This is a genomic window from Pedobacter namyangjuensis, assembly GCF_003313325.1.
GTDB classification, from domain to species: Bacteria; Bacteroidota; Bacteroidia; order Sphingobacteriales; family Sphingobacteriaceae; genus Pedobacter; species Pedobacter namyangjuensis.
In genome coordinates this window covers 263,454-284,820 of sequence record NZ_QMHQ01000002.1, presented here as the reverse complement: position 1 = coordinate 284,820, position 21,367 = coordinate 263,454, and the positions used below count along the sequence as shown (strand labels likewise).

The window sequence follows — 21,367 nt, the reverse complement described above, 5'->3', positions numbered from 1 at the left end:
GTTGGGACGCTAAAATGTGTTTAGGCTTTGATTTATTTTGTAGCAAGGCTTGATGCCGGTTTTTGACGATAAACTTGAGTGAACTAAACCCGATAGCGTGAATGCCATTTTTTATGGCAGCAACAATAGCGGGACGGGACTTTTTATAGTAGCACAACTAGTGCTTTTCAAAAAAGTTACTTAAACCATCCTTTACGCCAAAAATAAACTACTTGAACCACAGCAATTATACCCATAACAATCATAGTATACAGGTAACCATGTTCCTGATATAGTTCTGGCATATTTTGCGGTAATACTTTGCCAGTAACTGGATCTTCCCTACTAAAATTCATTCCATAAATACCTGCAATAAAAGTTAATGGAATAAATATTGACGAAATGATTGTTAAAACCTTCATAATTTCGTTCATTCTGTTACTGATGATTGATAGATACATATCGATGTTACTTGCAGAAATCTCTTTAAGCGACTCTACCATATCAATTATCTGTATGCAATGATCGTAGGCATCTCTTAAAAACATCTTGGTCTGATCAGTAATTAACGGACTATCTGAACGCAACATGTCATTCATTTTGTCTCTTTCTGGCCAAGCAATACGCCTAACTGTAATTAACTGGCGCTTAATGGATTGTGTGTCAAACATAATAGAGCGTTCTGGCTTATCCAAAAGTCTATCTTCAATATCATCTAATTCGCCACTCCAAAAGCCTAAAACCGAGAAATACTCATCTACAATCATATCCATTAAGGCATACATTAAATAGCTGCTTCCTCCGGTTCTTATCGTTCCCTTACCTATTTCTAGCCTTTTTCTTACCGCATCTAAGCAATCTTCGTATTTATCCTGAAAGGTAAAAAGTGCGTTTTTAGTAAGCACAAAAGAAAGTTGCTCATTTTCTAATGAATTTTCCTCATCAAGATATAACATCCGGCTAACGGCGAAATCATAACTTCCATACTCTTCATATTTCGGTCGCTGATAGGTTCTGGTAATATCTTCTAAAACCAATTTATTAATGCCGAATTCTTCATTTAAAATTTCGAACATCTTTAAAGAGTCGAAGCCTTTAATTTCTACCCAATAGGTTTTGGCATCGTCAGTAATAAGTTGTTTCAGTTTGTTTATGTCCGAAAGCTCTGTTACTTCATAAACATCAGGATTATAAGCATGCAGCTTTATTATTGGCTTAAGCGAATGCTCATCTATGTAAACTAAACCAGGGCTACTACCCGGTAAAGGAATAGTGTAGTTATGTTTTTTGTGTTTATGTTTACGCGGTTTGGCCATTTTCTAAAAATAAATTTTTGATTGCGGACCTTGGTTAAAAAGTAAATCTACAATACTTAGGTTAGGGATAAATTCGTTTCTATCGCTAAACACTTGAAAGTAGTTTTTCGTTTCTACCAAATTATTTTCATTTTTAGCAAAGCTATTCCTAAGGTCTACTCCTTCAGTTAATTCTTTAAAATATTCATCGCTAAAATTTATTTGCGCATTAATTTTAAGTTGTTTAAAAAGCCAATGAAGCAACTCTAAATTGTAGTCGAATAAAAAGTCGAATTTCTTTTCGTAAAAATAGGCCAAGCCATCTTCGTAATACTCAAAATATGCAGAACTACGGTAACAAGTTTGCATACTTAGCCAATGCAGGCGTTGCCATTTAAAGTCGTAACTTATTTTAACGTCTTTAACGGGAGTATGCACTTTTGAGCCTTTTACAACTGGAATTGTTAAATCTAAAATACCATCTGGAGAAGCTATTTTAACTCTGTTTCTATAGGTTTGCTTTATAAAATGCTCGTGCTTCTCGATTGTGATGTTGAAGTTGTGTTCTTTTAATTTAGAGAAATAAGCTACCGGAGGCAGATAGAAAAGCGGAAATAGCGGAAGGTTTGGCATTGTTTACTTAGAATTTATATTTAACCGACGAAATTAACCATTAATATAGGCTTTTTAACAATCGACTTGTTCTTTTTATATAATTTAGCAAGCTCAAACTTTTTAAGGTTTAAATACTCTGTAAAACATGGAACCTCGCGTAGCTGTAGTAATACTAAATTGGAATGGAAAAGCACTTTTGGAACGCTTTTTACCCAGTGTCATAAAAACAGCCTATCCGAATTTAGAAATCGTATTGGGCGACAATGCCTCTACTGATAATTCTGTTGACTACGTAAGGAATAATTTTCCAACAGTTACAATCATAGAAAACGATAAAAACTATGGTTTCGCTGGCGGGTATAATCACATTTTAGAAAAGGTTAACGCTGATTATTTCGTTTTATTGAATTCTGACGTTGAAGTGCCGGAAAATTGGATATCTCCGGTAATTAATTTAATGCAAACCGATGAAAAGATTGCGGTTGCACAGCCCAAAATTAAATGGCAACAACAAAAACAACAGTTTGAATATGCTGGCGCAGCAGGTGGTTATTTAGATATGTATGCATTTCCTTTTTGCAGAGGAAGAATTTTTGATACTGTTGAAACCGATTTGAACCAATATAATGGCAGTAATGAGATTTTTTGGGCAAGTGGCGCAGCGTTTTTTATTAAAAGCAAGACTTGGTTTGAAGTGAAAGGACTGGATGCGGATTTGTTTGCACACATGGAAGAAATAGATTTGTGCTGGCGATTAAAAAACCTAGGTTATAAAATTGTTTGTTGCACTGATGCTGAAGTTTACCATTTGGGCGGAGGAACTTTAAATGCTAATAATCCGTATAAAACCTATTTAAATTTTAGAAATAACTTAATTATTATGCAAAAAAATCTTCCAAAAGAAGATGCATATTTTAGGATATTTATAAGAATGTGGATTGATTTAGCAGCTTGGTTTCAGTTTTTGCTTAAAGGAAAACCAAAATTTACGCTCGCTATCAGTAAGGCCCATTTCCATTTCTTAAAAGAGCTTAACAACACGGCAAATAAACGTGCTACAAAGCAAACTCCCCTATTAAAACATAGTGGAGTTTATAAAGGCAGTATTGTATATAGTTATTTCGCTAAGCGCATCAAAAAATTTAGCGATTTGAAATTTTAATGGTTTTACGGCGCTGAAAGTTCTTCCTTAACGGTTTTTTCTAACCAGTATATGGTATTTTGGGCGAAACCTAAAGTATGGAATTTTACTAATCCATCTTTACCAATTACAACATGGGTTGGATAAGCTGTAATTTTGTGCCTCTCTGCATAAAACCTTCCATTATCTACAATATTGTAAGAGAAAGGAGTTGTTTTTAGAAACTCTTTTAAATCATATCTATCATCCAAGGCAATACCTAAAAACAGAACATTCGTACTGTCTTTAAATTTCGCTTGTAGTTTGTTCAATTCGGGAATTTCTTGTTTACACGGCAGACAATTGATAAACCAAAAGTTAAGTACAACGATTTTACCCTTTGTATCTTTGATATCGTACTTGTTACCGTCAATATCAGTTAGCTTATAACCAGAAAATTTTTCTCCATCTTTAAAAGAAGTGGTTGGCCTTGGTTTTGGCAAGGTGGCGTTCATTGATTTTCTTCGTTCTTCTACAACCGACTTTTCCTGCTCAGTCATTTTATAAACTACAAATTCGGTTGAGCCAGCGCTTCTTTTTAGCTGGAAATCGCCGGTTTGCATTAACTTTTGCCAAATAGCGTATGGCAATACAGTACCTTCACCATCTTTTACAACGGTATTTTCATCTAACTTTGTAACAGTTCTTGTAACTTGTGCATAGCTGTTTAAAGCGAAAAGAACTAAAATAAGAGCAATTAACTTTTTCATTTTATTTTGATTTTAAGAAACTTTCCAATGCCAATCTGTATCCATCCAAACCAAATCCGGTTAAAACGCCTTTACAATTTTTACCTGTTAAAGATACGTGCCTATACTCTTCTCTAGCGTAAATATTTGAAACGTGAACTTCAACTACCGGAGTTTTAATAGCAGCAATAGCATCTGCAAGTGCCACTGAGGTATGCGTATATCCACCTGCGTTAATGATAATTCCGTCGTAAGAAAAGCCAACTTCATGCAGTTTATTAATTAATTCTCCTTCTACATTGCTTTGAAAATAATCAATTTCAATAATAGCATAGAGTTCACGTAGCTTTTCTATATAACTGTCAAAACCCTCAGAACCGTAAATACTTGGCTCTCTTAAACCCAAAAGATTTAAATTAGGCCCATTAATAATCTGTATTTTCATTTTTTAGCTTGAAATATTGTAACGTTGCAATGTTATAAAAAAAACTTAACAAAATAATGATTGCGTCTGCCCATTTAAAAGGATTTTCTGCTTACCTCAAACTAGAGCGTTCGCTTGCGGGAAACTCTGTTCAGGCTTACTTAAATGATGTAGAAAAATTAAACCAATATTATTTAGCGGTAGATAAACCACTTGTGCTTAAGAACGTAAAACTTAAAGATTTAAAAGATTTTGTAAGCTGGTTAAATGATTTGGGTGTGCAAGCCAATACGCAGGCTCGTGTAATTTCTGGATTAAAAGCATTTTTCTCTTACTTAATGCAAGAAGAAATAGTTAGCGATAACCCAACCTCTTTATTGGCAACTCCAAAAACCACCAGAAAATTACCAGACACTTTAAATATTATAGAAATAAATAAGCTTATTGACGCCATTGATGCATCTACCGCTGATGGGATGAGAAATAAAGCTATAATTGAGTTGTTGTATAGTTGTGGTTTGCGTGTTAGCGAGTTATCAGATTTAAAACGATCAAATATTTATCCCGACACTGAATTTATTAAAGTTGTTGGAAAAGGTACAAAAGAACGTCTAGTACCCATTGGAGGCACTGCACTTAAGTTATTACAGATTTATATCGAACAAATTAGAGTTCATCTACCTATAAAAAAAGGGCAAGAAGATTTCGTGTTCTTAAATAGATTTGGGAGCAGATTGTCTCGTATTTCTGTATTTAATTTGATTAAAACCTTGGCCGAAAAAATTGGATTGAACAAAAATGTAAGTCCGCATACTTTAAGGCACTCCTTTGCCACACACTTAATAGAAGGTGGCGCCGATTTAAGGGCTGTGCAAGAAATGCTTGGCCATGCAAGTATTACTACAACAGAAATTTATACGCATTTAGATAGAGATTACCTAAAAAGCGTAATTACCCAATTTCATCCCCGCTCTTAATCCTATAAAGAAGCTTTAACCATTCTATCCTTACCTTGCATGTCTTTCCTTAACTCTATGTTATTAAAACCCTTATGCTTTAATAAAGAGACTGTCTCTTTACCTAAATATTCGTTTATTTCGAAGAATAGTAAACCGTGATCAGCTAAATTTTCCATCGCGAACTCGGCAATTGCATTATAAAAAATCAATGGATTTTCATTAGTGACAAAAAGTGCCCTATGCGGCTCATTAGCTAACACATTTTGATGCATTGCTTGTTTTTCATCTTCTTTTATGTAAGGCGGGTTACTAACTATGATATTGATTTTCTTGTCGAATGATGTTTTTAGATTTAGTATATCATCAGTAATAAAAGAAATTTCGGCGTTGTTTAACAAAGCGTTCTCTTTAGCTGTGGCAATAGTATCTATAGCAATATCTAAGGCATAAACATTTGCCAGAGGCTGATTTCTTTTTAATGCTATGGCTATACATCCACTTCCAGTACCGATATCTAAAATATTTATTTCTAATGAATTATCTATTTCATCTAAAATCCATTCAACCAACTCTTCTGTTTCGGGCCTAGGAATTAACACAGCTTGATTAACCTTAAATTTTAAACCATAAAAATAGGCTTCTCCTAAAATATACTGAATTGGTTTCCCACTTTTTAATGACGATATTACATTCTCGAAGGCTGCAAATTCGGCATCGGTTACCAAGCGTTGTTTATTAACCAGAAACGCAGATCTATTGTAGTTTAATAGCGAATCTATTGTTATAAAAAATATTGATTGTGCTTCATCTTCATCATACAAATCGATTAAACTTTGTTTAAAATAATCAGATAGTTCTAATAGTTTCATGGCTGGTAAAATTAACCAAATAATTTTGGTTTAAATTATAGTTGCCAACCTAAAATTGAGCACTTAAATAGCTACTTTTGCAACAATGAGCGATCAAATTTATATGCAACGATGCCTGGATTTAGCAACTTTAGGTGAGGGTAACGTTAGTCCGAACCCAATGGTTGGTTGCGTAATAGTTAGCAATAATAAGATTGTTGGCGAAGGTTATCATCAAAAGTTTGGGGAAGCACATGCCGAGGTTAATGCAATAAAAAACGTATTTGACAATTATAACGGTACTGCAGAAGAATTATTAAAAGAATCTACTGTATATGTAAGTTTAGAGCCTTGTGCGCATTTTGGCAAAACTCCGCCCTGTGCAGACTTATTAGTTAAACACGAAGTTAAAAAAGTAATAATTTGCAATACAGATCCATTTGCTAGCGTAAACGGAAAAGGTATTGAAAAGTTAGAAAGAGCTGGAATTAACGTTGAAACAGGTTTACTGGCGGAAAAAGGTTTATTACTTAACAAAAGATTTTTTACCCGAATTTCTAAACAGCGACCATATTTAATTTTAAAATGGGCGCAAACATCTAATGGATTTTTCGCACCTGTAGATAAAAGCCAAAAATGGATTACCGGAAAAATTGCCAAAGATTTAGCGCACAAATGGCGTAGCGAAGAAGATGCTATTTTAGTTGGTAAACAAACCGCTTTGGCAGATAATCCGCGACTTACAAATAGAACAGGAACGGGAAAAAATCCTATCAGAATTTTAATAGATAAAAATCTGAGCATACCTACTAACTATAACCTGTACAACAACGAAGCGAAGACCATCATTTTTAATGAAGTTAAAACAGATGTAATTGGAAATATGCATTTTGTGCAAATGGAAGATATGCATTTTTATTTAGCTCAAAAAATTGCTTTTCAGCTTTATCTAATGGATATACAATCTGTTATCATAGAAGGTGGAGCTGTGATATTAAACCAGTTCATTACTGCTAATTTATGGGATGAAGCTAGAATTTTTACTGGCGGTGTAGAATGGGAAAATGGTATGCAAGCCCCGAAAATAATAGGTAATATTACAGAAGAGTACAAACTGGGTCCAGATACGCTAACTATTTATAAACCGAACAACCAAATATGATATTTTTAGCGCTAAGTATTGCCTGTAGTGTTACGGTAGGCGTGCTTTTCAAATTCGCAAAGCGATACCAAATAAACATTCTACAAGCCATTACTTGGAATTATCTTTTTGCTATAGCATTAAGCCTGTTCTTTTTCAAACCAGATTTTGGCGCTATAAATTTGAAAACCAACCTAACAATTTATTTAGTTTTAGGAGTTTTATTGCCATTAATATTTATTTTTCAAGGGCTGGCAGTTAAACAAGCTGGTTTAGCAAGAACAGATATAGCGCAACGTCTATCGTTATTTATATCGCTTTGCGCCGCTTATTTCTTATTTGATGAAAATTTTGATAGGTTGAAATATGCTGGGATTTTCTTCGGCTTTGCTGCCATAATACTAACAATGTATAAGAAATCTACAGGCATAAAATCGCAATACGGTTGGCTATATTTATTAATGGTTTTTTTAGGGTTTGGCGTTATTGACGTGCTGTTTAAGTTAGTTAGTAAAATTGATGCTGTACCTTATACAACTTCCTTATTTTTAATATTTTGTATATCATTTGTTTTAGCTATAGTTTATATTGTTTACTTAGCTGTAACTAAGAAAACCAAACTTCAACTTGTAAACTTTTTGTGTGGTTGTGTATTAGGTTTTTTCAACTTTGGCAACATTTTATTTTATCTAAAAGCGCACAGGTCAATGGCCGATAATCCGTCGACAGTATTTGCCGCAATGAATATGGCCGTAATTATTTTTGGCAGTTTAATAGGCATTATTGTCTTCAAAGAGAAGTTGAGTAAACTAAATTATGCCGGTTTGATTTTAGCGTTGGTAGCTATCATTTTAATAACTTTATCTAAATTACATGCTATTTGACGATACTTATAAAACTATAGAAAATCCATCAGAGGGTATTTTTAGAGACAAAGGCAGTAAGTTTATAAGTTACGCGTTTCCAATATCCAGCGAAGCTGAAGTAAAAAATATTATTACTTCTTTACGAACCGAACATGCCAAAGCACGACATTTTTGCTGGGCAATTAGATTAACTCCAGACAGAAACATCTTTAAACTAAATGATGACGGAGAACCATCCGGAACAGCAGGTAGACCGATTTTAAACACACTCCTCTCAGTAGACCTAACAAATATCCTCGTAGTGGTTGTTCGCTATTTTGGCGGTACGTTGTTAGGCGTGCCAGGATTAATTAACGCTTATAAAAGCGCTACTGTTGAAGCAATTAACGCAAACACGATTATAACCAAAACAGTTAACGAAGTTTACCAAGTTGAGTTTGATTATTTGGTGATGAATGATGTGATGCGAGTAGTAAAAGATGAACAACTAACCGTATTGTCGCAACAGTTTGATACAAATTGTTTATTGAAATTTGAAGTTAGAAAAGCTCAATTAAACACAGTTTTAGGAAAATTTGAAAAAGTATCCGCCATTAAATTGAAGTATTTGGCAACAGTTTAGCACTTGTTTTTAAGATATTTAGCTAAGTTTGCTTTAACCATTTGTAGTAAGTTATGCAAAAATTATCAGAAGCTGATTTAATCATCAACCCAGACGGGAGTATTTACCATTTAAATCTTTTACCGGAAGATATTGCCGACACAGTTATTACTGTTGGCGATTTAGATCGCGTTGCGGAAGTGAGTAAACATTTTGATAGCATTGAAGTAAAAAAAGGCAAACGCGAGTTCATTACACACACTGGTTACATTGGCAAAAAAAGAATTACAGTCCTATCAACTGGTATTGGAACTGATAATATAGATATTGTTTTTAATGAACTTGATGCGCTTGTAAATATTGATTTCGAATCTAGAACTGTTAAAAAAGAGCTCAAATCATTAGATATTATCAGAATTGGTACTTCTGGGGCAGTTCAAAAAGACATCCCTATGGGAACCATTTTGGCATCTAGTTTTGGTTTGGGTTTTGATTCATTAATGCATTACTATATACACCAAGTAAGTGGTGACGAACATACGTTGCTAGATAGTGTTAAGAGCCATTTCTCACATATTAAAAATATACATCCTTACATTACCGCTGCTGACCCATCTTTGTTAAATAGTATTGCTAGGGGTATGGAAACAGGAATTACGATAACTGCACCAGGTTTTTACGCTCCACAGGGGCGACAAGTACGGGCTAAAAATGCAGTTCCGAATTTTATTGAACTATTAAATTCTTTTAATGAAGGAAATAACCGGATAACAAACTTAGAAATGGAAACTGCTGGGATATACGCATTAGCGAAAGCACTTGGACATAAAGCGCTTTCGATAAATGCAATTTTAGCGAGTAGAGTTAATTTTGAATTTAGCACCGAGCCAAATAAAATTGTAGAAAAAGCTATAAAAATGGTTCTAGAAAGACTTTAAGCTAGCGAGCTGGAATATCTTCCACCACCATCTCGGCACCAGCAGTATCTAAATAAGTAACAGTCATTTTTTGAAGGTCAACAATCCACTTCTCTACTCCTGCCATTGCTGCTTGCTTGCAAAAAGTCTGATAGTCGCTTGCACCCTGTTGATGAACTTTTAGTGCTTCTTTCAAATCATCGACAGATGATTGTTCATCGATCATTAGTGTTTCGTACACAGCTTCTCCTTCGGCCGTATTATCGTTGGCACCGTAATAAACAGTCATGCCGTTCATTACAAATACGTCAAATCGTTGTACACCTAAATCCTTTAAATCCTTGGCCAACTGCGGAAAGTCCGCTCCCGTTTCTACTTTCTGCTCAGCGCTTTGTATTTGCTCTATGGTAAACATAATTTAGTTTGCGATTACTTTATAAATGGTTGTTTGGGTATATACTTCTTCGGGTTCTAAAACTGTATTCGGAAAATGAGGAATGTTTACAGCATTTGGGTGGTGTTGGGTTTCCACACAAAAAGCATCAAACTCGCCATACTCTTTTCCATTCTTACCATTTTTTACCGATAGGTGTTTTGCTGTATAAAAATGGGCTACAGGTTCGGTGCTATACACCAACAAAGACAAACCACTGTTTGTTTCAGTTGTTTTACTTGCAAGTGTTAACTCTCCATAAGTTTTATCTAAAACATACGATTGATCATATCCGGCAACCTTATCCCAATTCTCTTCTATGGTTCTCGCAACCGTAAAATCGTGTATAGAATCTTTTACCGGCAATAAATTTCCTGTTACTACGAAATTTTCATCTTGTTCCAAATAACTACTTGCATTCATTTGGTGTATGTGTTTGCCGATTTTATCGCCCGTTGTGGATAAATTGAAATAACTGTGATGCGTTAGATTTATTGGCGTTGCTTCATCTGTGTCAGCTTGGTAAGATAAAATAAGCTCATCATTATTGGTTAACTCGAACTTGAGTTGCACAGCTAAATCTCCGGGGAAATTTTCTTCGCCATCCAAACTAAAATGCTGAAATGTTACACTAGCGTGAGGTGCTTCGCTAGTTGAGGTTATATCCCAAACTTTCTTATCAAATCCTTCTAATCCACCATGCAAGCAGTCTTCACCGTTATTTTTTGCTAGCTGATAGTCCGCGCCATCAACAACAAACTCCCCCTTTCTTATTCTATTCGCATACCTACCGATAACAGCACCTAAATACGGGTAGTTTTTTAAATATTCCTTATCTACATAACTGGAAAAGTTATCGAACCCTAAAACTATGTCTTGCTGTACGCCAGCTTTATTGGTAACTACAAATTTATTAATTATGGTTCCGTAGTTAAATATGCTAACTAACGTACCCTTATCGTTAACTAACTCTACTGCAAATACTTCTTTATCGCCAATTTTATGTCCTGTTGTAATCTTATTAACCTTCATGTATCGTTCTAATATTGGGGTCTAAAATACAATTAAATGCCTTATTTGTCTTATTAAAATGGTAGCATTTTTATGCATGTTAATCATTTTTTTTAAGTTTGCTAAATGCAAAAACTAAAATTAGACGAATTAAACCGTGTAAGCGTGGCAGAATTTAAGGCGCAAGAGAAATTGCCTGTAGTAGTAGTGTTGGATAATGTAAGAAGTATGCATAACGTAGGCTCTATATTTAGAACTGGCGATGGATTTTCTATTGAAAAGGTTATTTTATGTGGTATTACCGCTCGCCCACCACACAGAGAAATCGAAAAAACCGCGTTGGGCGCTACGCAATCTGTAGATTGGGTGCATTTTGAGGATACTAACATGGCGATTAGCTCTTTAAGAAATCTGGGATACGAAATTATAGCTATTGAACAAGCTGCAAACAGTACAATGTTAAATACCTTTACGCCTACAACAGACAAGAAATACGCTTTGATTTTTGGAAACGAAGTTAATGGGGTTAGCGATGAGGTGATGAAAAACGTAGATAGCTGCATAGAAATACCGCAATTTGGTACTAAACATTCTTTTAATATTGTAATTTCTGCCGGTATAGTTTTATGGGATTTCTTTGCAAAAATGAAGCTTTAAACCCACCTATTTTCATACAACTGTATATTATTCTGTACAGTTTTTTAACATTTCGTTAACATTATAACCAGATTAAAATTCCTATATAATGCGCTGATAGCTTGCGCTTTGTAACAGAATTATTATTTTCTGGCATTGTTTTTCTAGGTACGCCGATATAGAGACTAAAAAATCTCACCTATTAAAACACAAAAAATATGAACTTTAAAATTACAAAATCTGCACTTTTAGTGGCCTTAGTAGGCATTTCAGGTTCAGTTATGGCACAAGAGACTCCATCAACTGATGGCTCTCGTTTTTCTACTCAACAGTTCCGTACATGGTCAGTAGGTGTTCACGCTGGCGTAACCACTCCTCGAACTTTGTTTGATGGAAAATTTAGAGACTTCCAAACCGCTAAAGAAAATTTAGGTTACGGAGGTTATGTTAAGAAACAGATTTTACCCTCTTTAGGTATCCAGGCTGAATTTTTAGCAGGTAAAGTAGAAGGCTTAAGAGCACAAACTGGCGTAGATGCTTCAGGCAACCCTACGTATTTAGCTGGTTCTGGCTTTGCTAGCAGAATGGAATGGGCTGGTGCTGTAACTGCGGTTTACAATATCGCAAACATCAGTATCAACCAAGAAAATGCAATGTTAATTCCTTACGTTAAAGCCGGTGCTGGTTACATGTCATCTAATGCTTCAACCTATAATACTGCAACAAGCACATATCAAGGTTATGATGAAAGATGGTACATACCAACAGGTATTGGTTTTAAATTAGGTATTGCTAAAGGTATCAACTTAGATTTAGGTTACGATATCAACTTTGTTAAATCATCTACGTTTGATGGAGTTAATAGAGCTACTAACGACAAGTTTACCTACGCTCACGCTGGTTTAGAGTTTGCGTTAGGAAGCAAAGAAAAACCTCAATTGCAAAACTACAGCTCATTAGCTGCTTTACGTATGCAATCTAAAGAAGAAAGCGAAGCGTTAAGAAGAGCTTTATCTACAGCAGAACAAAATGCACAGAGAGACAGAGATCAGTATGCGAAAGATATGGGCGATGACGATAATGATGGTGTAGCAAACAAATTTGACAAATGCCCAGGTACTGCAGCAAATACTGTTGTAGACGGTTCAGGTTGTCCGATTAAAGTACAGAGAGAAGTTGTTAAAGAAACTAAAGTAGTAGTAACAGAAGCAGATCGTAAAGTTGTTGATGAAGCTATTAAAAACTTAGAATTCGATTTAGGCAAATCTACAATTAGAGCTAAATCTTATACTACTTTAAACAGAGTTGCTGCTTTATTAGTAGAGAAAAACTTCAGCCTAAAATTAGCTGGTCACACAGACATTACTGGCTCTAGAGAATTAAACTTACGTTTATCTAAAGATAGAGCAGAATCTGTAAAAGCTTATTTAGTATCTCAAGGTGCTAACGCATCTCGTATTGAGGCTACAGGTTACGGTCCAGATCAACCAATTGCTAGTAATAAAACTGCAGATGGTCGTCAACAAAACCGTCGTGTAGAATTCAGTTTATTCTAATAAAATATAACAAGATAAAAGAAAAGGCCTTCAAGAAATTGGAGGCTTTTTCTTTTTTTATAACTTGACCAATTTTATACATTTGACATATATTTACCTATTATGAATAATCTTTTCTTGAAGAAGCTACAAATTAAAGAAGGTTTCAAAGTTCTGCTCGTTAATGCACCGCAAAATAGTGAGGAGATAATTGGATCTGCCGATCAAGTTGATGTAATAACTGTTGTAGATGAACCAGACGCAATTTTAATTTTTGCCAGAAATAAAGCCGATTTTAATCAACTATTAGGTGTGTATGCGAAAGAAATAAAATCAAAAACCATTTGTTGGATTTTTTATCCAAAAGCAAAATCTGCGTTGGCTAGCGATTTGAATCTTATGCAAAATTGGCATGATTTAAAAAAATACAGCCTTACTCCTTGCGGTTCTGCGGCCGTAGATGAAATTTGGACGGGTTTGAGGATTAAACCAGAAACCGAAATGAAAAAATCGGGATTAGGGAACAACGAAATTGCCAATAGCGATTTGGGTAAATACATCGATGTTACAAATAAAATAATTACGTTACCTTCTGATTTATTAGCTGAATTAGAAAAGAATGTATACGCTTTAAATTTCTACCACAAACTTTCTTACTCAAATCGTAAAGAATATGTGCTATGGGTAATTTCTGCGAAACAGGAAAAAACTAGAAATGAGCGGATTAAAAAAGCTTTAGAGAAGTTAGCTTTAGGCAAGAAAAATCCAAGTGAAAAATAAAACATAATTTCAATACGAGCCTGACGAGAAAATATTACAGGCTCGTAATGAAATGACTTAAGCTTCCAATACTTTATCTGGCGTAATTGGCAAACTTCTAATCCTTTTGCCGGTAGCGTTAAATACGGCGTTAGCTACAGCTCCGGCAAAGCCGATTAAAGCTATTTCTCCCATGCCTTTTGCACCCATCGGATTAACGATATAATCTGGTTTATCTATAAAAATCACATCAATTTCTGGTACATCTGCGTGAACCGGCACATGGTAGTCTGCAAAATTGTTATTTACATACTTTCCATAGCGATTATCCAACAATGCCTCCTCTGTCAAAGCCATACCAATACCTCCTACTGCTCCACCAACCATTTGGCTTCGTGCTGTCTTCGGACTGATAATCTTACCAGAATCACCGACAGATACAATTTTACTTACCTTGACCACGCCTGTAAGTTTGTGAACCTTTACTTGCACAAAGTGGATGGAAAAAGAGTACATAGAATATTCTTTGCCTTGTTGATTTGCCTGCGATTGTTTTGTAACCTCAATCATTGGCAGATTGTTTTTCTTCAATACCTCAACAAAGTTTGCGGTTGTGCTCATGTTAGCATTTGCGGCTAATTCTGCGATAGTAGATTTTAACGAAACGCATACATCATTAACAGCAGTACCCACGGTAGACAAAGTTGTAGATCCTCCTTGGCTTGGTGCCGGAGGTAGTGACGAGTCTCCCAGTTCAAAACTGATTTTTTCTACTGGAATATTCATCAGCTTACTTGCTATTAAAACCATTCCTGTTCCTGTACCTGGACCGATATCGCTCGTAGCACTTTGCAAAACCAATGTTCCATCAGCTTTTAAAATACCTTTTACAGTCGCCCTTCCTCTACTTGCGTTAAATACCCCAATACTAACGCCGTATCCAATTTGCCAAGCGCCTTCTGTAATACTGCCAGGTTTATTTTTTCTATTACTCCATCCTACCTTAGCCGAACCAAGCTTATAGGCCTCTTTAATATTTTTACTTGAAAAGGGAAGTTTTTTCTGAGGATCTTGTTCCGGGTCATTTTTCATTCTAAACTCCAGCGGATCCATATCCAACGCATGCGCCATTTCATCAATAGCACTTTCCAATGCAAATGCACCGGTTGCTTCTCCTGGTCCACGCATCCAAATTGGCACACTTAAATCCAACGGAACAACATAATAATTGGTATTAACATTGTCAGAGTCGTACATAAACTTTGTCATATTTACTACACCTTCTGTAAAGTTTTCGTAAACTGAAGTTTGCCCGAAAGCAGTATGCGTAATTCCTGTAATTTTCCCATCCTTTGTTGCGCCTAAGCCAACTTTTTGGTAAGCAGAAGGACGATTACCTACCATCGTAAACATCTGATCTCTGGTAATAACCAACTTTACCGGCCTTTTTAAATGTTTGGAAGCCATAACCGTGGCGATTTCGACAGGCCAGGTTTTTAATGCCATTCCGAATCCACCACCTACAAATTCAGACTTAACCTGAATATTTTCTTGTGGAATTTTAAAAACGTTAGCAATGGTTGCCTGTGCAGCTTTTACGCCTTGTGTTTTTGCGTAAACAGTTACTTGATCATTCGTGCGCCAATCTGCAATAATCCCGTGTAGTTCCATAGGGTTATGGGTTTCAATTGGCATTGTGTAAATCTGCTCAATTTTAACTTCGGCAGTTTTATAAGCATCGGCTGTGCCCCTAACATAAGGTGGCTGACCTTGAAGTTTTTTTGCGCTTGGGTTGTTAATACTTTTTACAAAGTCTGTGTTAAATGCGCTTTTTTCATAACTAACTTTAACTAGTGAAGCGGCATAAGTTGCACGCTCAAAAGAATCAGCAACGACTAAAGCAATGGGCTGACCGTTAAAAAATATTTCATCAGTATAAAATATTTTCATTGGCGAACCACCAGCTTGCTCATATCCGGGCGCCACTGGTTTATTTAAATGCGATAAAACATCTAATACACCGGGCGCATTTTTAGCAGCTTTTGTATCAATTCCTGTTATTTTCCCTTTGGTTATACTACTTGTAACCAAAACACCATAAGTTAATCCGGGTAACTGATACTCAGCGAAGTACTTTGCTTTTCCGGTTACTTTATCTATACCGTCTACGCGGTCGTTTTCATCTACAAAAAAGTTCATTAGGCTTTAGCTTTTGCAACAGTTAATGCTTCAATAATTGAATTAGGCGCTAATTTTAGCTTAAAATCATTTTCTCCAAATCCTTTTGCTCCGTACATGGCAATTCTTGCAGCGTCTTCAAAATTACTTGCATTTGCGGTTTTGCCTTTCAAAAAATTCTCTGCTTCAACCAAACGCCAGGGTTTGTGTGCAACACCGCCCATAGCTAAGCGAGCATTTTTAATAATACCTTGACTTATCTCTAACGCAGCAGCTACTGAAACTAATGCAAAAGCGTAAGATGAGCGATCTCTTACTTTCAAATAATGAAAATTCTTATATAAGTTATTAGTTGGAATTTCAAGCCTCACAATTAATTCGCCTTTTTGCAAATTATTATCTTTTTCTGGCGTACTTCCGGGTAAACGGTGAAAATCTGCAAAACTAATTTTTCTTTCGCCTTTGGCATTGGCAATTACCACTTGCGCATCTAAGGCTACCAAACCTACGCACATATCGCTCGGATGCACGGCAATGCAACTTTCTGAAGTTCCGAAAATAGCGTGCATTCTATTATAACCTCCAATAGCTCCACAACCAGTACCAGGTTGGCGCTTATTGCATGGCATAGTGGTGTCATAAAAATATCCGCAACGAGTTCGTTGCATCATATTTCCGCCAACAGTAGCCACATTTCTCAACTGTGCAGATGCGCCAGATTGCAACGCCAAAGCCAACAGCGGAAATTGTTCTTTAACTATACTATCTTCTGCTAATGCCGAGTTAGAAACCATGGCACCAATATGCAAAACATTGTTTTTAAGTTCAATTTGAGCTAGTGGCAGCTTATTTATGTCAATTAGTTTCTCTGGTGCAGTAACACCACGTTTCATCAAATCAATTAAGTTGGTTCCACCAGCGATAAAAGTTGCTTTCGGATCTTTAGAAACTAAGCTCAATGCAATTTTTACCACACTTGCCCTCAAATATTGGAAGTTGATCATATCGCGGTTCCCTTCTCCTTAACTTCTTGTATGGCATCAACTATGTTAGGGTAAGCCCCACACCTACAAATATTCCCGCTCATATATTCTCTAATTTCTTCCTTAGAATTTGCATGTCCTTCTCGAACACAAGCAACAGCGCTCATAATTTGTCCGGGTGTGCAATAGCCACATTGGAAACCATCATGTTTGATAAATGCTGCTTGCATTGGGTGAAGTTCATCGCCTTTAGCTAAACCTTCAATCGTGGTTATGCTTTTGCCCTCGTTCATAACTGCCAAACTTAGGCAAGAGTTCACTCGTTTGCCATCAACGTGTACTGTACAAGCGCCGCACTGACCATGGTCGCAACCTTTTTTTGTACCAGTTAAATGTAGCTGCTCACGCAGTAAATCCAAAAGTGTAGCTCTTGGTTCAACTTTTAGCACATAAGGCTTGTTGTTTACTTTTAAATTAAGTGGTATTTTCTCAAAAAGTTCTGCAAAACGCTCATCAACTTTTCCTTCTGCCGCCTTCAAAACGGTTAGCGGTGTTAAGGATAGCGCTGTAAAAAGCGAGCTTTTCTTCAAGAAATCACGACGTGTATCACCAGATTGGTTATTGTCAAGTTCGGCCATAGTGGGTTTAAATAACAAAAGACTTTGTCTAATATCGTTATTTAACATCCGTATTTTATACGCTATTAGCTATTTAGAAGGATTCTATTTATAAAATTTATAAGCGTTTTTGATAAATTTTTGCGCTCAGAATGTTTCAACATTATTTCAGCATTTGTGTCGTTTGTCTTTAGTAGCGTAGCGGAAAAATTATGGTCCAAATTGAAAAAATAAGTAGAAAAACAATGTCAGTAGCTTTTGGCTTATGCCTGCTGTCCATTTTAGCCCTTATTCTTCGGTGCTACGAACACCCTTAAGTTTAATAGTACAAAACTTGGTTCTTTTGGAAGGATGGTTTCCTTAGAGTCTGCAACTACCTCTCATTTATTTATTTAATTTTTTCGCACGGATACATATCACGAATGTAAAATATTCCATCAAAAACCTCGATCCAAACAGCCTCATTGTAACCATGGTGTTTGCCTTTCATGTTAAAATATTCCGTTGACTTTGGACTTAATCCTCTAATTTTTTTAAAGTCTATAAAAGCATATTTAGTATGATCATCTATCCAAGTTTCAAAACTATTTTTTTTCAGGGAAGATACATTATAAGTTTTTGGGTTCGTAATCCTTCCTGCTGTTCCTAATTTTGAGCTAAAACCTAATATATAAGTTTGTGAATTTAGCAGGCTATCTCTTGTGAAAAAATGCCCCATGTTTGTCCAATTTTCATTACTGAAAACAGGTTTAATTAAATTCTTATTTTTAAGTATATGCTCACTATGTGCCCAAACAATAATCTTTTGATTTGGAAATTTATTATTTACCAACCATTTTAAATTTTCAGCCATTTGCCGATCCCTTATTTCCATATAATCTTTTCCTTTAGTTAAAAAAGAAATACTACTCTTACAGCTTTCCTGTAAATTATGTAAAACCAAAAATTCAAAACTTCCTTCCAAACTTTTGGGAAGCTGATTAAATATGGTGTCAATTTGATTGATAAACAGTCGGTGCTTGGCTAAATCTTTACTTATTCTAGTTGAATCTATAAATGGCAAAAATGAACTTTGATAAGATTTTGCATTGACAAAGGAAATGCCTTTAGCTTTTAAGAAATCATCAATAAATATTTTAAGTGTATTGCTATGCTGCCCATGCACTTGACTATCAAAACCTGTGATAGTTATTGGATTTTTATCTTCAAAACTTTTAGGAATATAATTATAAAATAAATTATCACACTGCTTACAGTTAGTCCAAATAGAAAAAATATTCTTTTGCAAAAATGTGTCTATTTTTGCCTTTTGTTTTTCAAGTTTATCCCAGCCATTATTAAGTGCGAAAAAATCGCTTTCAAAAGCCAAAACATTAAATCCTTTCTTCTCATGCAGGTATTTAATTAAACGGGTTTTAGCTAAAAATGTTGGTGCATCTCCATGATCTTGTTCACCCAACATTACTATTTTCGAATCGTCAATAGCTTTTCCAAATACTTCAAGATCGCTAAAATCTAAAGAGTCTGGTTCAATGGTTCTAATTGTATTTATGTTTTTCTCAACAAAGTCTTTAATCTTCTTTTGCCCATAGGTTTGCAATGTAATAAAGATAAAAAATAGAACGAGTAAATTTTTAGACATGGATTTCATTTTGTTTAAATCTACACAGCAAGAATGATATACTAAAAATATTAACAAGCTTTAACAGAATCGATTTACTGTAAATAATTTGAAATAATAATTCATAAAGTGAGATTAACATTGCTCGCTCTAGTCCAACACGGCCTCGCAATGACGGATTATTGAACAAAAAATACCAAAGAAACTCAGATATAAAATCTGCGCATCTGCGACTATTAGTATTGATGTACTCATTCGACTACCCCACCGATTTCGGATCGGAACAAGTTAGGATGACAGCCAAAAAGGATGCCGCTTCAAGAAGGTTTATAGAACAAGGGCAGTGGTCCTTTTGCAATTAATTTTCCATAATTATATCTGTTAAAATTAACGCGTTAACAAATAGATTTTTCATCGGCGTGCTCTGTCTAAATGAAATAAACGCAAAAAGCCACAGAAAACTCAGACTTCAAATCTGCGCATCTGTGGCTAATTATTTTTGTCATTCCGAGCTTGCGAGGAATTTATAAGTGATTTATTAATAAACCCTTCGACTACCGTTAGGACGACAACCAAGTTAAAAACCTATATCGTCTATATATGTTAGAAAAACTAAGCGTAGGCAATCGCATCCTTAGATGGCAATTTGCTGTAACCCATCAAATATTCGTCAACCTTTCTAGCAGTTTCCCTTCCTTCAGAAATTGCCCAAACCACTAATGACTGCCCCCTGCGCATATCGCCTGCGGCAAAAACCTTAGGTATATTAGTTTGGAAATTGCCTTCAATCGCTTTAACATTTCCCCTTTCATCAAGCTCTACTCCTAGTTTGTCTAACAAACCTTGTTTTTGAGGATGCAAAAAACCCATCGCTAATAAAACTAAATCACATGGATAATCTTTTTCCGTTCCGGGAATTTCTTTAAAACCTAAAGCTCTTCCATTAGCATCAATTTCCCATTGTACTTCAATAACACTTAGCGATTTTAAATTACCATTTTCATCAGCATTAAACTTTTTAGTATTAACCGCCCAGTTTCTACTTGCTCCTTCCTCGTGTGATGAAGTTACCTTTAACAACATCGGATATTGAGGCCAAGGCATATTTGCTGTACGGTATTCTGGTGGCATAGGCATAATCTCAAACTGTGTAACCGATTTAGCACCCTGACGATTTGAGGTACCGATACAATCAGAACCGGTATCGCCACCACCTATTACAATAACATCTTTACCTGTAGCCAAAATCTGTTTACCTAAAAAGTAACTATTGCTTACACGTTTGTTTTGTTGCTTTAAAAAGTCCATTGCAAAATGAATACCTTCTAATTCTCTACCTGGTAAGTTTAGATCTCGAGGAATTGTTGACCCGCCAGCCAAAACGATGGCTTGATAATCACGCAAAAGCGTACTTAACTCAACGTTTTCGCCAACATTTGCATTACATTTAAAGACAACCCCCTCTTCTTCCATCATCTTTATACGACGAGCTACAACATCTTTTTGCAACTTAAAATCAGGAATTCCGTAACGTAATAATCCTCCAGGAACGTCATCACGTTCGAAAACTACTACTTCGTGCCCCGCTTTATTTAATTGCGCCGCTGCAGCCAAGCCTGCAGGCCCAGAACCTATTATGGCGACTTTTTTCCCTGTTCTAATTAAGGGTGCATTTGCTTTAATATAGCCTTTGTTAAATGCAATTTCAATAATATGTTTTTCAATTTCCTCAATAGAAACAGGTGATTTGTTAATGCCTAATACACAAGCGCTTTCGCAAGGTGCAGGACAAATTCTGCCGGTAAACTCTGGGAAATTATTAGTACTTAACAATATTTCTGCAGCGTTTAACCAATCACCTTTGTAAACTGCATCGTTAAACTCTGGAATTACATTGCCCAACGGGCAACCAGATTGGCAAAACGGAACACCACAATCCATGCAACGGCCAGCTTGTTTATTTAATTGGTCGTCTGCAAGTGGGTTTACAAACTCGTTATAATGCTCTAGGCGTTCGTTAGGTTGTTGTTTAGATGGCGAAACTCTTTCGTACTCTAAAAATCCTGTAACTTTTCCCATC

General features: G+C 35.7%; 21 protein-coding genes. 9 read left to right on the top strand and 12 right to left on the bottom strand.

Going from position 1 to position 21,367, the window contains the following annotated elements; all coding sequences use genetic code 11:
• Positions 1-176: 176 nt before the first annotated feature.
• The gene (gene corA, locus DUT69_RS08435; protein ID WP_113652795.1) at positions 177-1,295 is read right to left on the bottom strand and encodes a magnesium/cobalt transporter CorA; all 1,119 of its coding nucleotides are present in this window, start codon (positions 1,293-1,295) and stop codon (positions 177-179) included.
• A gap of 3 nt (positions 1,296-1,298) precedes the next feature.
• Positions 1,299-1,907 carry a WbqC family protein gene (locus DUT69_RS08430; RefSeq protein WP_113652794.1) on the bottom strand — a complete coding sequence of 203 codons (609 nt, stop codon included), beginning with the start codon at positions 1,905-1,907 and terminating at the stop codon, positions 1,299-1,301.
• A 127-nt stretch (positions 1,908-2,034) separates the two neighbouring features.
• Between DUT69_RS08430 and DUT69_RS08425 the strand changes: the two genes are divergently transcribed.
• Complete coding sequence (locus DUT69_RS08425) at positions 2,035-3,051, top strand: glycosyltransferase family 2 protein (protein ID WP_113652793.1); 1,017 nt, start codon at positions 2,035-2,037, stop codon at positions 3,049-3,051.
• Positions 3,052-3,056: 5 nt separating this feature from the next.
• Here the strand turns inward: DUT69_RS08425 and DUT69_RS08420 are convergent, their stop codons facing one another.
• Positions 3,057-3,779 (bottom strand): TlpA family protein disulfide reductase, encoded by a 723-nt coding sequence (locus DUT69_RS08420; protein ID WP_113652792.1) that lies wholly within the window; start codon positions 3,777-3,779, stop codon positions 3,057-3,059.
• A 1-nt stretch (position 3,780) separates the two neighbouring features.
• Positions 3,781-4,203, bottom strand: coding sequence for a type II 3-dehydroquinate dehydratase (gene aroQ, locus DUT69_RS08415; RefSeq protein WP_113652791.1), 423 nt, complete (start codon positions 4,201-4,203; stop codon positions 3,781-3,783).
• A 56-nt stretch (positions 4,204-4,259) separates the two neighbouring features.
• Between aroQ and xerD the strand changes: the two genes are divergently transcribed.
• Complete coding sequence (gene xerD, locus DUT69_RS08410; RefSeq protein WP_113652790.1) at positions 4,260-5,159, top strand: site-specific tyrosine recombinase XerD; 900 nt, start codon at positions 4,260-4,262, stop codon at positions 5,157-5,159.
• A gap of 2 nt (positions 5,160-5,161) precedes the next feature.
• On the opposite strand, the gene prmC is transcribed toward xerD, so the two are convergent.
• On the bottom strand, positions 5,162-6,010 hold the full coding sequence (prmC, locus tag DUT69_RS08405; RefSeq protein WP_113652789.1) for a peptide chain release factor N(5)-glutamine methyltransferase: 849 nt from the start codon (positions 6,008-6,010) through the stop codon (positions 5,162-5,164).
• An 85-nt stretch (positions 6,011-6,095) separates the two neighbouring features.
• Here prmC and ribD point away from each other — a divergent pair, with 85 nt between their 5' ends.
• Genes ribD through DUT69_RS08385 form a run of 4 tightly spaced genes read left to right on the top strand, consistent with a single transcriptional unit; the run spans position 6,096 to position 9,535 of the window.
• The gene (ribD, locus tag DUT69_RS08400) at positions 6,096-7,151 is read left to right on the top strand and encodes a bifunctional diaminohydroxyphosphoribosylaminopyrimidine deaminase/5-amino-6-(5-phosphoribosylamino)uracil reductase RibD (protein WP_113652788.1); all 1,056 of its coding nucleotides are present in this window, start codon (positions 6,096-6,098) and stop codon (positions 7,149-7,151) included.
• Positions 7,148-8,014, top strand: coding sequence for a DMT family transporter (locus tag DUT69_RS08395; RefSeq protein WP_113652787.1), 867 nt, complete (start codon positions 7,148-7,150; stop codon positions 8,012-8,014). Before ribD ends, DUT69_RS08395 begins: the two co-directional genes overlap by 4 nt.
• Positions 8,004-8,618 carry an IMPACT family protein gene (locus tag DUT69_RS08390; RefSeq protein ID WP_113652786.1) on the top strand — a complete coding sequence of 205 codons (615 nt, stop codon included), beginning with the start codon at positions 8,004-8,006 and terminating at the stop codon, positions 8,616-8,618. Before DUT69_RS08395 ends, DUT69_RS08390 begins: the two co-directional genes overlap by 11 nt.
• A 53-nt stretch (positions 8,619-8,671) precedes the next feature.
• Positions 8,672-9,535: a nucleoside phosphorylase gene (locus DUT69_RS08385; RefSeq protein WP_113652785.1), complete on the top strand. Its 864-nt coding sequence runs from the start codon at positions 8,672-8,674 to the stop codon at positions 9,533-9,535.
• A 1-nt stretch (position 9,536) separates the two neighbouring features.
• On the opposite strand, the gene DUT69_RS08380 is transcribed toward DUT69_RS08385, so the two are convergent.
• Together DUT69_RS08380 and DUT69_RS08375 are read right to left on the bottom strand one after the other, a co-directional pair.
• Positions 9,537-9,929, bottom strand: a complete 393-nt coding sequence (locus DUT69_RS08380) for a DUF1398 domain-containing protein (RefSeq protein ID WP_113652784.1) — start codon at positions 9,927-9,929, stop codon at positions 9,537-9,539.
• A 3-nt stretch (positions 9,930-9,932) separates the two neighbouring features.
• Entirely contained in the window at positions 9,933-10,979 is a 1,047-nt protein-coding gene (locus DUT69_RS08375; protein WP_113652783.1) for an aldose epimerase family protein, read from the bottom strand.
• Positions 10,980-11,084: 105 nt separating this feature from the next.
• On the opposite strand from DUT69_RS08375, the gene DUT69_RS08370 reads away from it, so the two are divergent.
• From DUT69_RS08370 to DUT69_RS08360, 3 genes are all read left to right on the top strand, one after another.
• The gene (locus DUT69_RS08370; protein ID WP_113652782.1) at positions 11,085-11,615 is read left to right on the top strand and encodes an RNA methyltransferase; all 531 of its coding nucleotides are present in this window, start codon (positions 11,085-11,087) and stop codon (positions 11,613-11,615) included.
• Between the two features lie 197 nt (positions 11,616-11,812).
• Positions 11,813-13,150 (top strand): OmpA family protein, encoded by a 1,338-nt coding sequence (locus DUT69_RS08365; RefSeq protein ID WP_113652781.1) that lies wholly within the window; start codon positions 11,813-11,815, stop codon positions 13,148-13,150.
• Between the two features lie 102 nt (positions 13,151-13,252).
• Complete coding sequence (locus tag DUT69_RS08360) at positions 13,253-13,909, top strand: YdeI/OmpD-associated family protein (protein ID WP_113652780.1); 657 nt, start codon at positions 13,253-13,255, stop codon at positions 13,907-13,909.
• Between the two features lie 57 nt (positions 13,910-13,966).
• Here DUT69_RS08360 and DUT69_RS08355 read toward each other — a convergent pair whose 3' ends face one another.
• The 5 genes from DUT69_RS08355 to DUT69_RS08335 form a co-directional block, all read right to left on the bottom strand.
• Entirely contained in the window at positions 13,967-16,087 is a 2,121-nt protein-coding gene (locus DUT69_RS08355) for a xanthine dehydrogenase family protein molybdopterin-binding subunit (protein ID WP_113652779.1), read from the bottom strand.
• Positions 16,087-17,070, bottom strand: coding sequence for an FAD binding domain-containing protein (locus tag DUT69_RS08350; RefSeq protein ID WP_113652778.1), 984 nt, complete (start codon positions 17,068-17,070; stop codon positions 16,087-16,089). The genes DUT69_RS08355 and DUT69_RS08350 overlap by 1 nt, the downstream gene beginning before the upstream one ends.
• A complete protein-coding gene (locus DUT69_RS08345; protein ID WP_113652777.1) occupies positions 17,067-17,687 on the bottom strand; it encodes a (2Fe-2S)-binding protein in 621 nt (206 codons plus the stop codon). Before DUT69_RS08345 ends, DUT69_RS08350 begins: the two co-directional genes overlap by 4 nt.
• A gap of 367 nt (positions 17,688-18,054) precedes the next feature.
• Entirely contained in the window at positions 18,055-19,308 is a 1,254-nt protein-coding gene (locus DUT69_RS08340) for an erythromycin esterase family protein (RefSeq protein ID WP_162796221.1), read from the bottom strand.
• A gap of 591 nt (positions 19,309-19,899) precedes the next feature.
• Entirely contained in the window at positions 19,900-21,366 is a 1,467-nt protein-coding gene (locus DUT69_RS08335) for a glutamate synthase subunit beta (protein ID WP_113652775.1), read from the bottom strand.
• Position 21,367 lies beyond the last annotated feature (1 nt).

Coding starts and splice junctions, on each gene's coding strand:
- corA (WP_113652795.1), bottom strand. CDS start 1,295: ATGGCCAAACCGCGTAAACATAAACACAAAAAACATAACTACACTATT.
- DUT69_RS08430 (WP_113652794.1), bottom strand. CDS start 1,907: ATGCCAAACCTTCCGCTATTTCCGCTTTTCTATCTGCCTCCGGTAGCT.
- DUT69_RS08425 (WP_113652793.1), top strand. CDS start 2,035: ATGGAACCTCGCGTAGCTGTAGTAATACTAAATTGGAATGGAAAAGCA.
- DUT69_RS08420 (WP_113652792.1), bottom strand. CDS start 3,779: ATGAAAAAGTTAATTGCTCTTATTTTAGTTCTTTTCGCTTTAAACAGC.
- aroQ (WP_113652791.1), bottom strand. CDS start 4,203: ATGAAAATACAGATTATTAATGGGCCTAATTTAAATCTTTTGGGTTTA.
- xerD (WP_113652790.1), top strand. CDS start 4,260: ATGATTGCGTCTGCCCATTTAAAAGGATTTTCTGCTTACCTCAAACTA.
- prmC (WP_113652789.1), bottom strand. CDS start 6,010: ATGAAACTATTAGAACTATCTGATTATTTTAAACAAAGTTTAATCGAT.
- ribD (WP_113652788.1), top strand. CDS start 6,096: ATGAGCGATCAAATTTATATGCAACGATGCCTGGATTTAGCAACTTTA.
- DUT69_RS08395 (WP_113652787.1), top strand. CDS start 7,148: ATGATATTTTTAGCGCTAAGTATTGCCTGTAGTGTTACGGTAGGCGTG.
- DUT69_RS08390 (WP_113652786.1), top strand. CDS start 8,004: ATGCTATTTGACGATACTTATAAAACTATAGAAAATCCATCAGAGGGT.
- DUT69_RS08385 (WP_113652785.1), top strand. CDS start 8,672: ATGCAAAAATTATCAGAAGCTGATTTAATCATCAACCCAGACGGGAGT.
- DUT69_RS08380 (WP_113652784.1), bottom strand. CDS start 9,929: ATGTTTACCATAGAGCAAATACAAAGCGCTGAGCAGAAAGTAGAAACG.
- DUT69_RS08375 (WP_113652783.1), bottom strand. CDS start 10,979: ATGAAGGTTAATAAGATTACAACAGGACATAAAATTGGCGATAAAGAA.
- DUT69_RS08370 (WP_113652782.1), top strand. CDS start 11,085: ATGCAAAAACTAAAATTAGACGAATTAAACCGTGTAAGCGTGGCAGAA.
- DUT69_RS08365 (WP_113652781.1), top strand. CDS start 11,813: ATGAACTTTAAAATTACAAAATCTGCACTTTTAGTGGCCTTAGTAGGC.
- DUT69_RS08360 (WP_113652780.1), top strand. CDS start 13,253: ATGAATAATCTTTTCTTGAAGAAGCTACAAATTAAAGAAGGTTTCAAA.
- DUT69_RS08355 (WP_113652779.1), bottom strand. CDS start 16,087: ATGAACTTTTTTGTAGATGAAAACGACCGCGTAGACGGTATAGATAAA.
- DUT69_RS08350 (WP_113652778.1), bottom strand. CDS start 17,070: ATGATCAACTTCCAATATTTGAGGGCAAGTGTGGTAAAAATTGCATTG.
- DUT69_RS08345 (WP_113652777.1), bottom strand. CDS start 17,687: ATGGCCGAACTTGACAATAACCAATCTGGTGATACACGTCGTGATTTC.
- DUT69_RS08340 (WP_162796221.1), bottom strand. CDS start 19,308: ATGTCTAAAAATTTACTCGTTCTATTTTTTATCTTTATTACATTGCAA.
- DUT69_RS08335 (WP_113652775.1), bottom strand. CDS start 21,366: ATGGGAAAAGTTACAGGATTTTTAGAGTACGAAAGAGTTTCGCCATCT.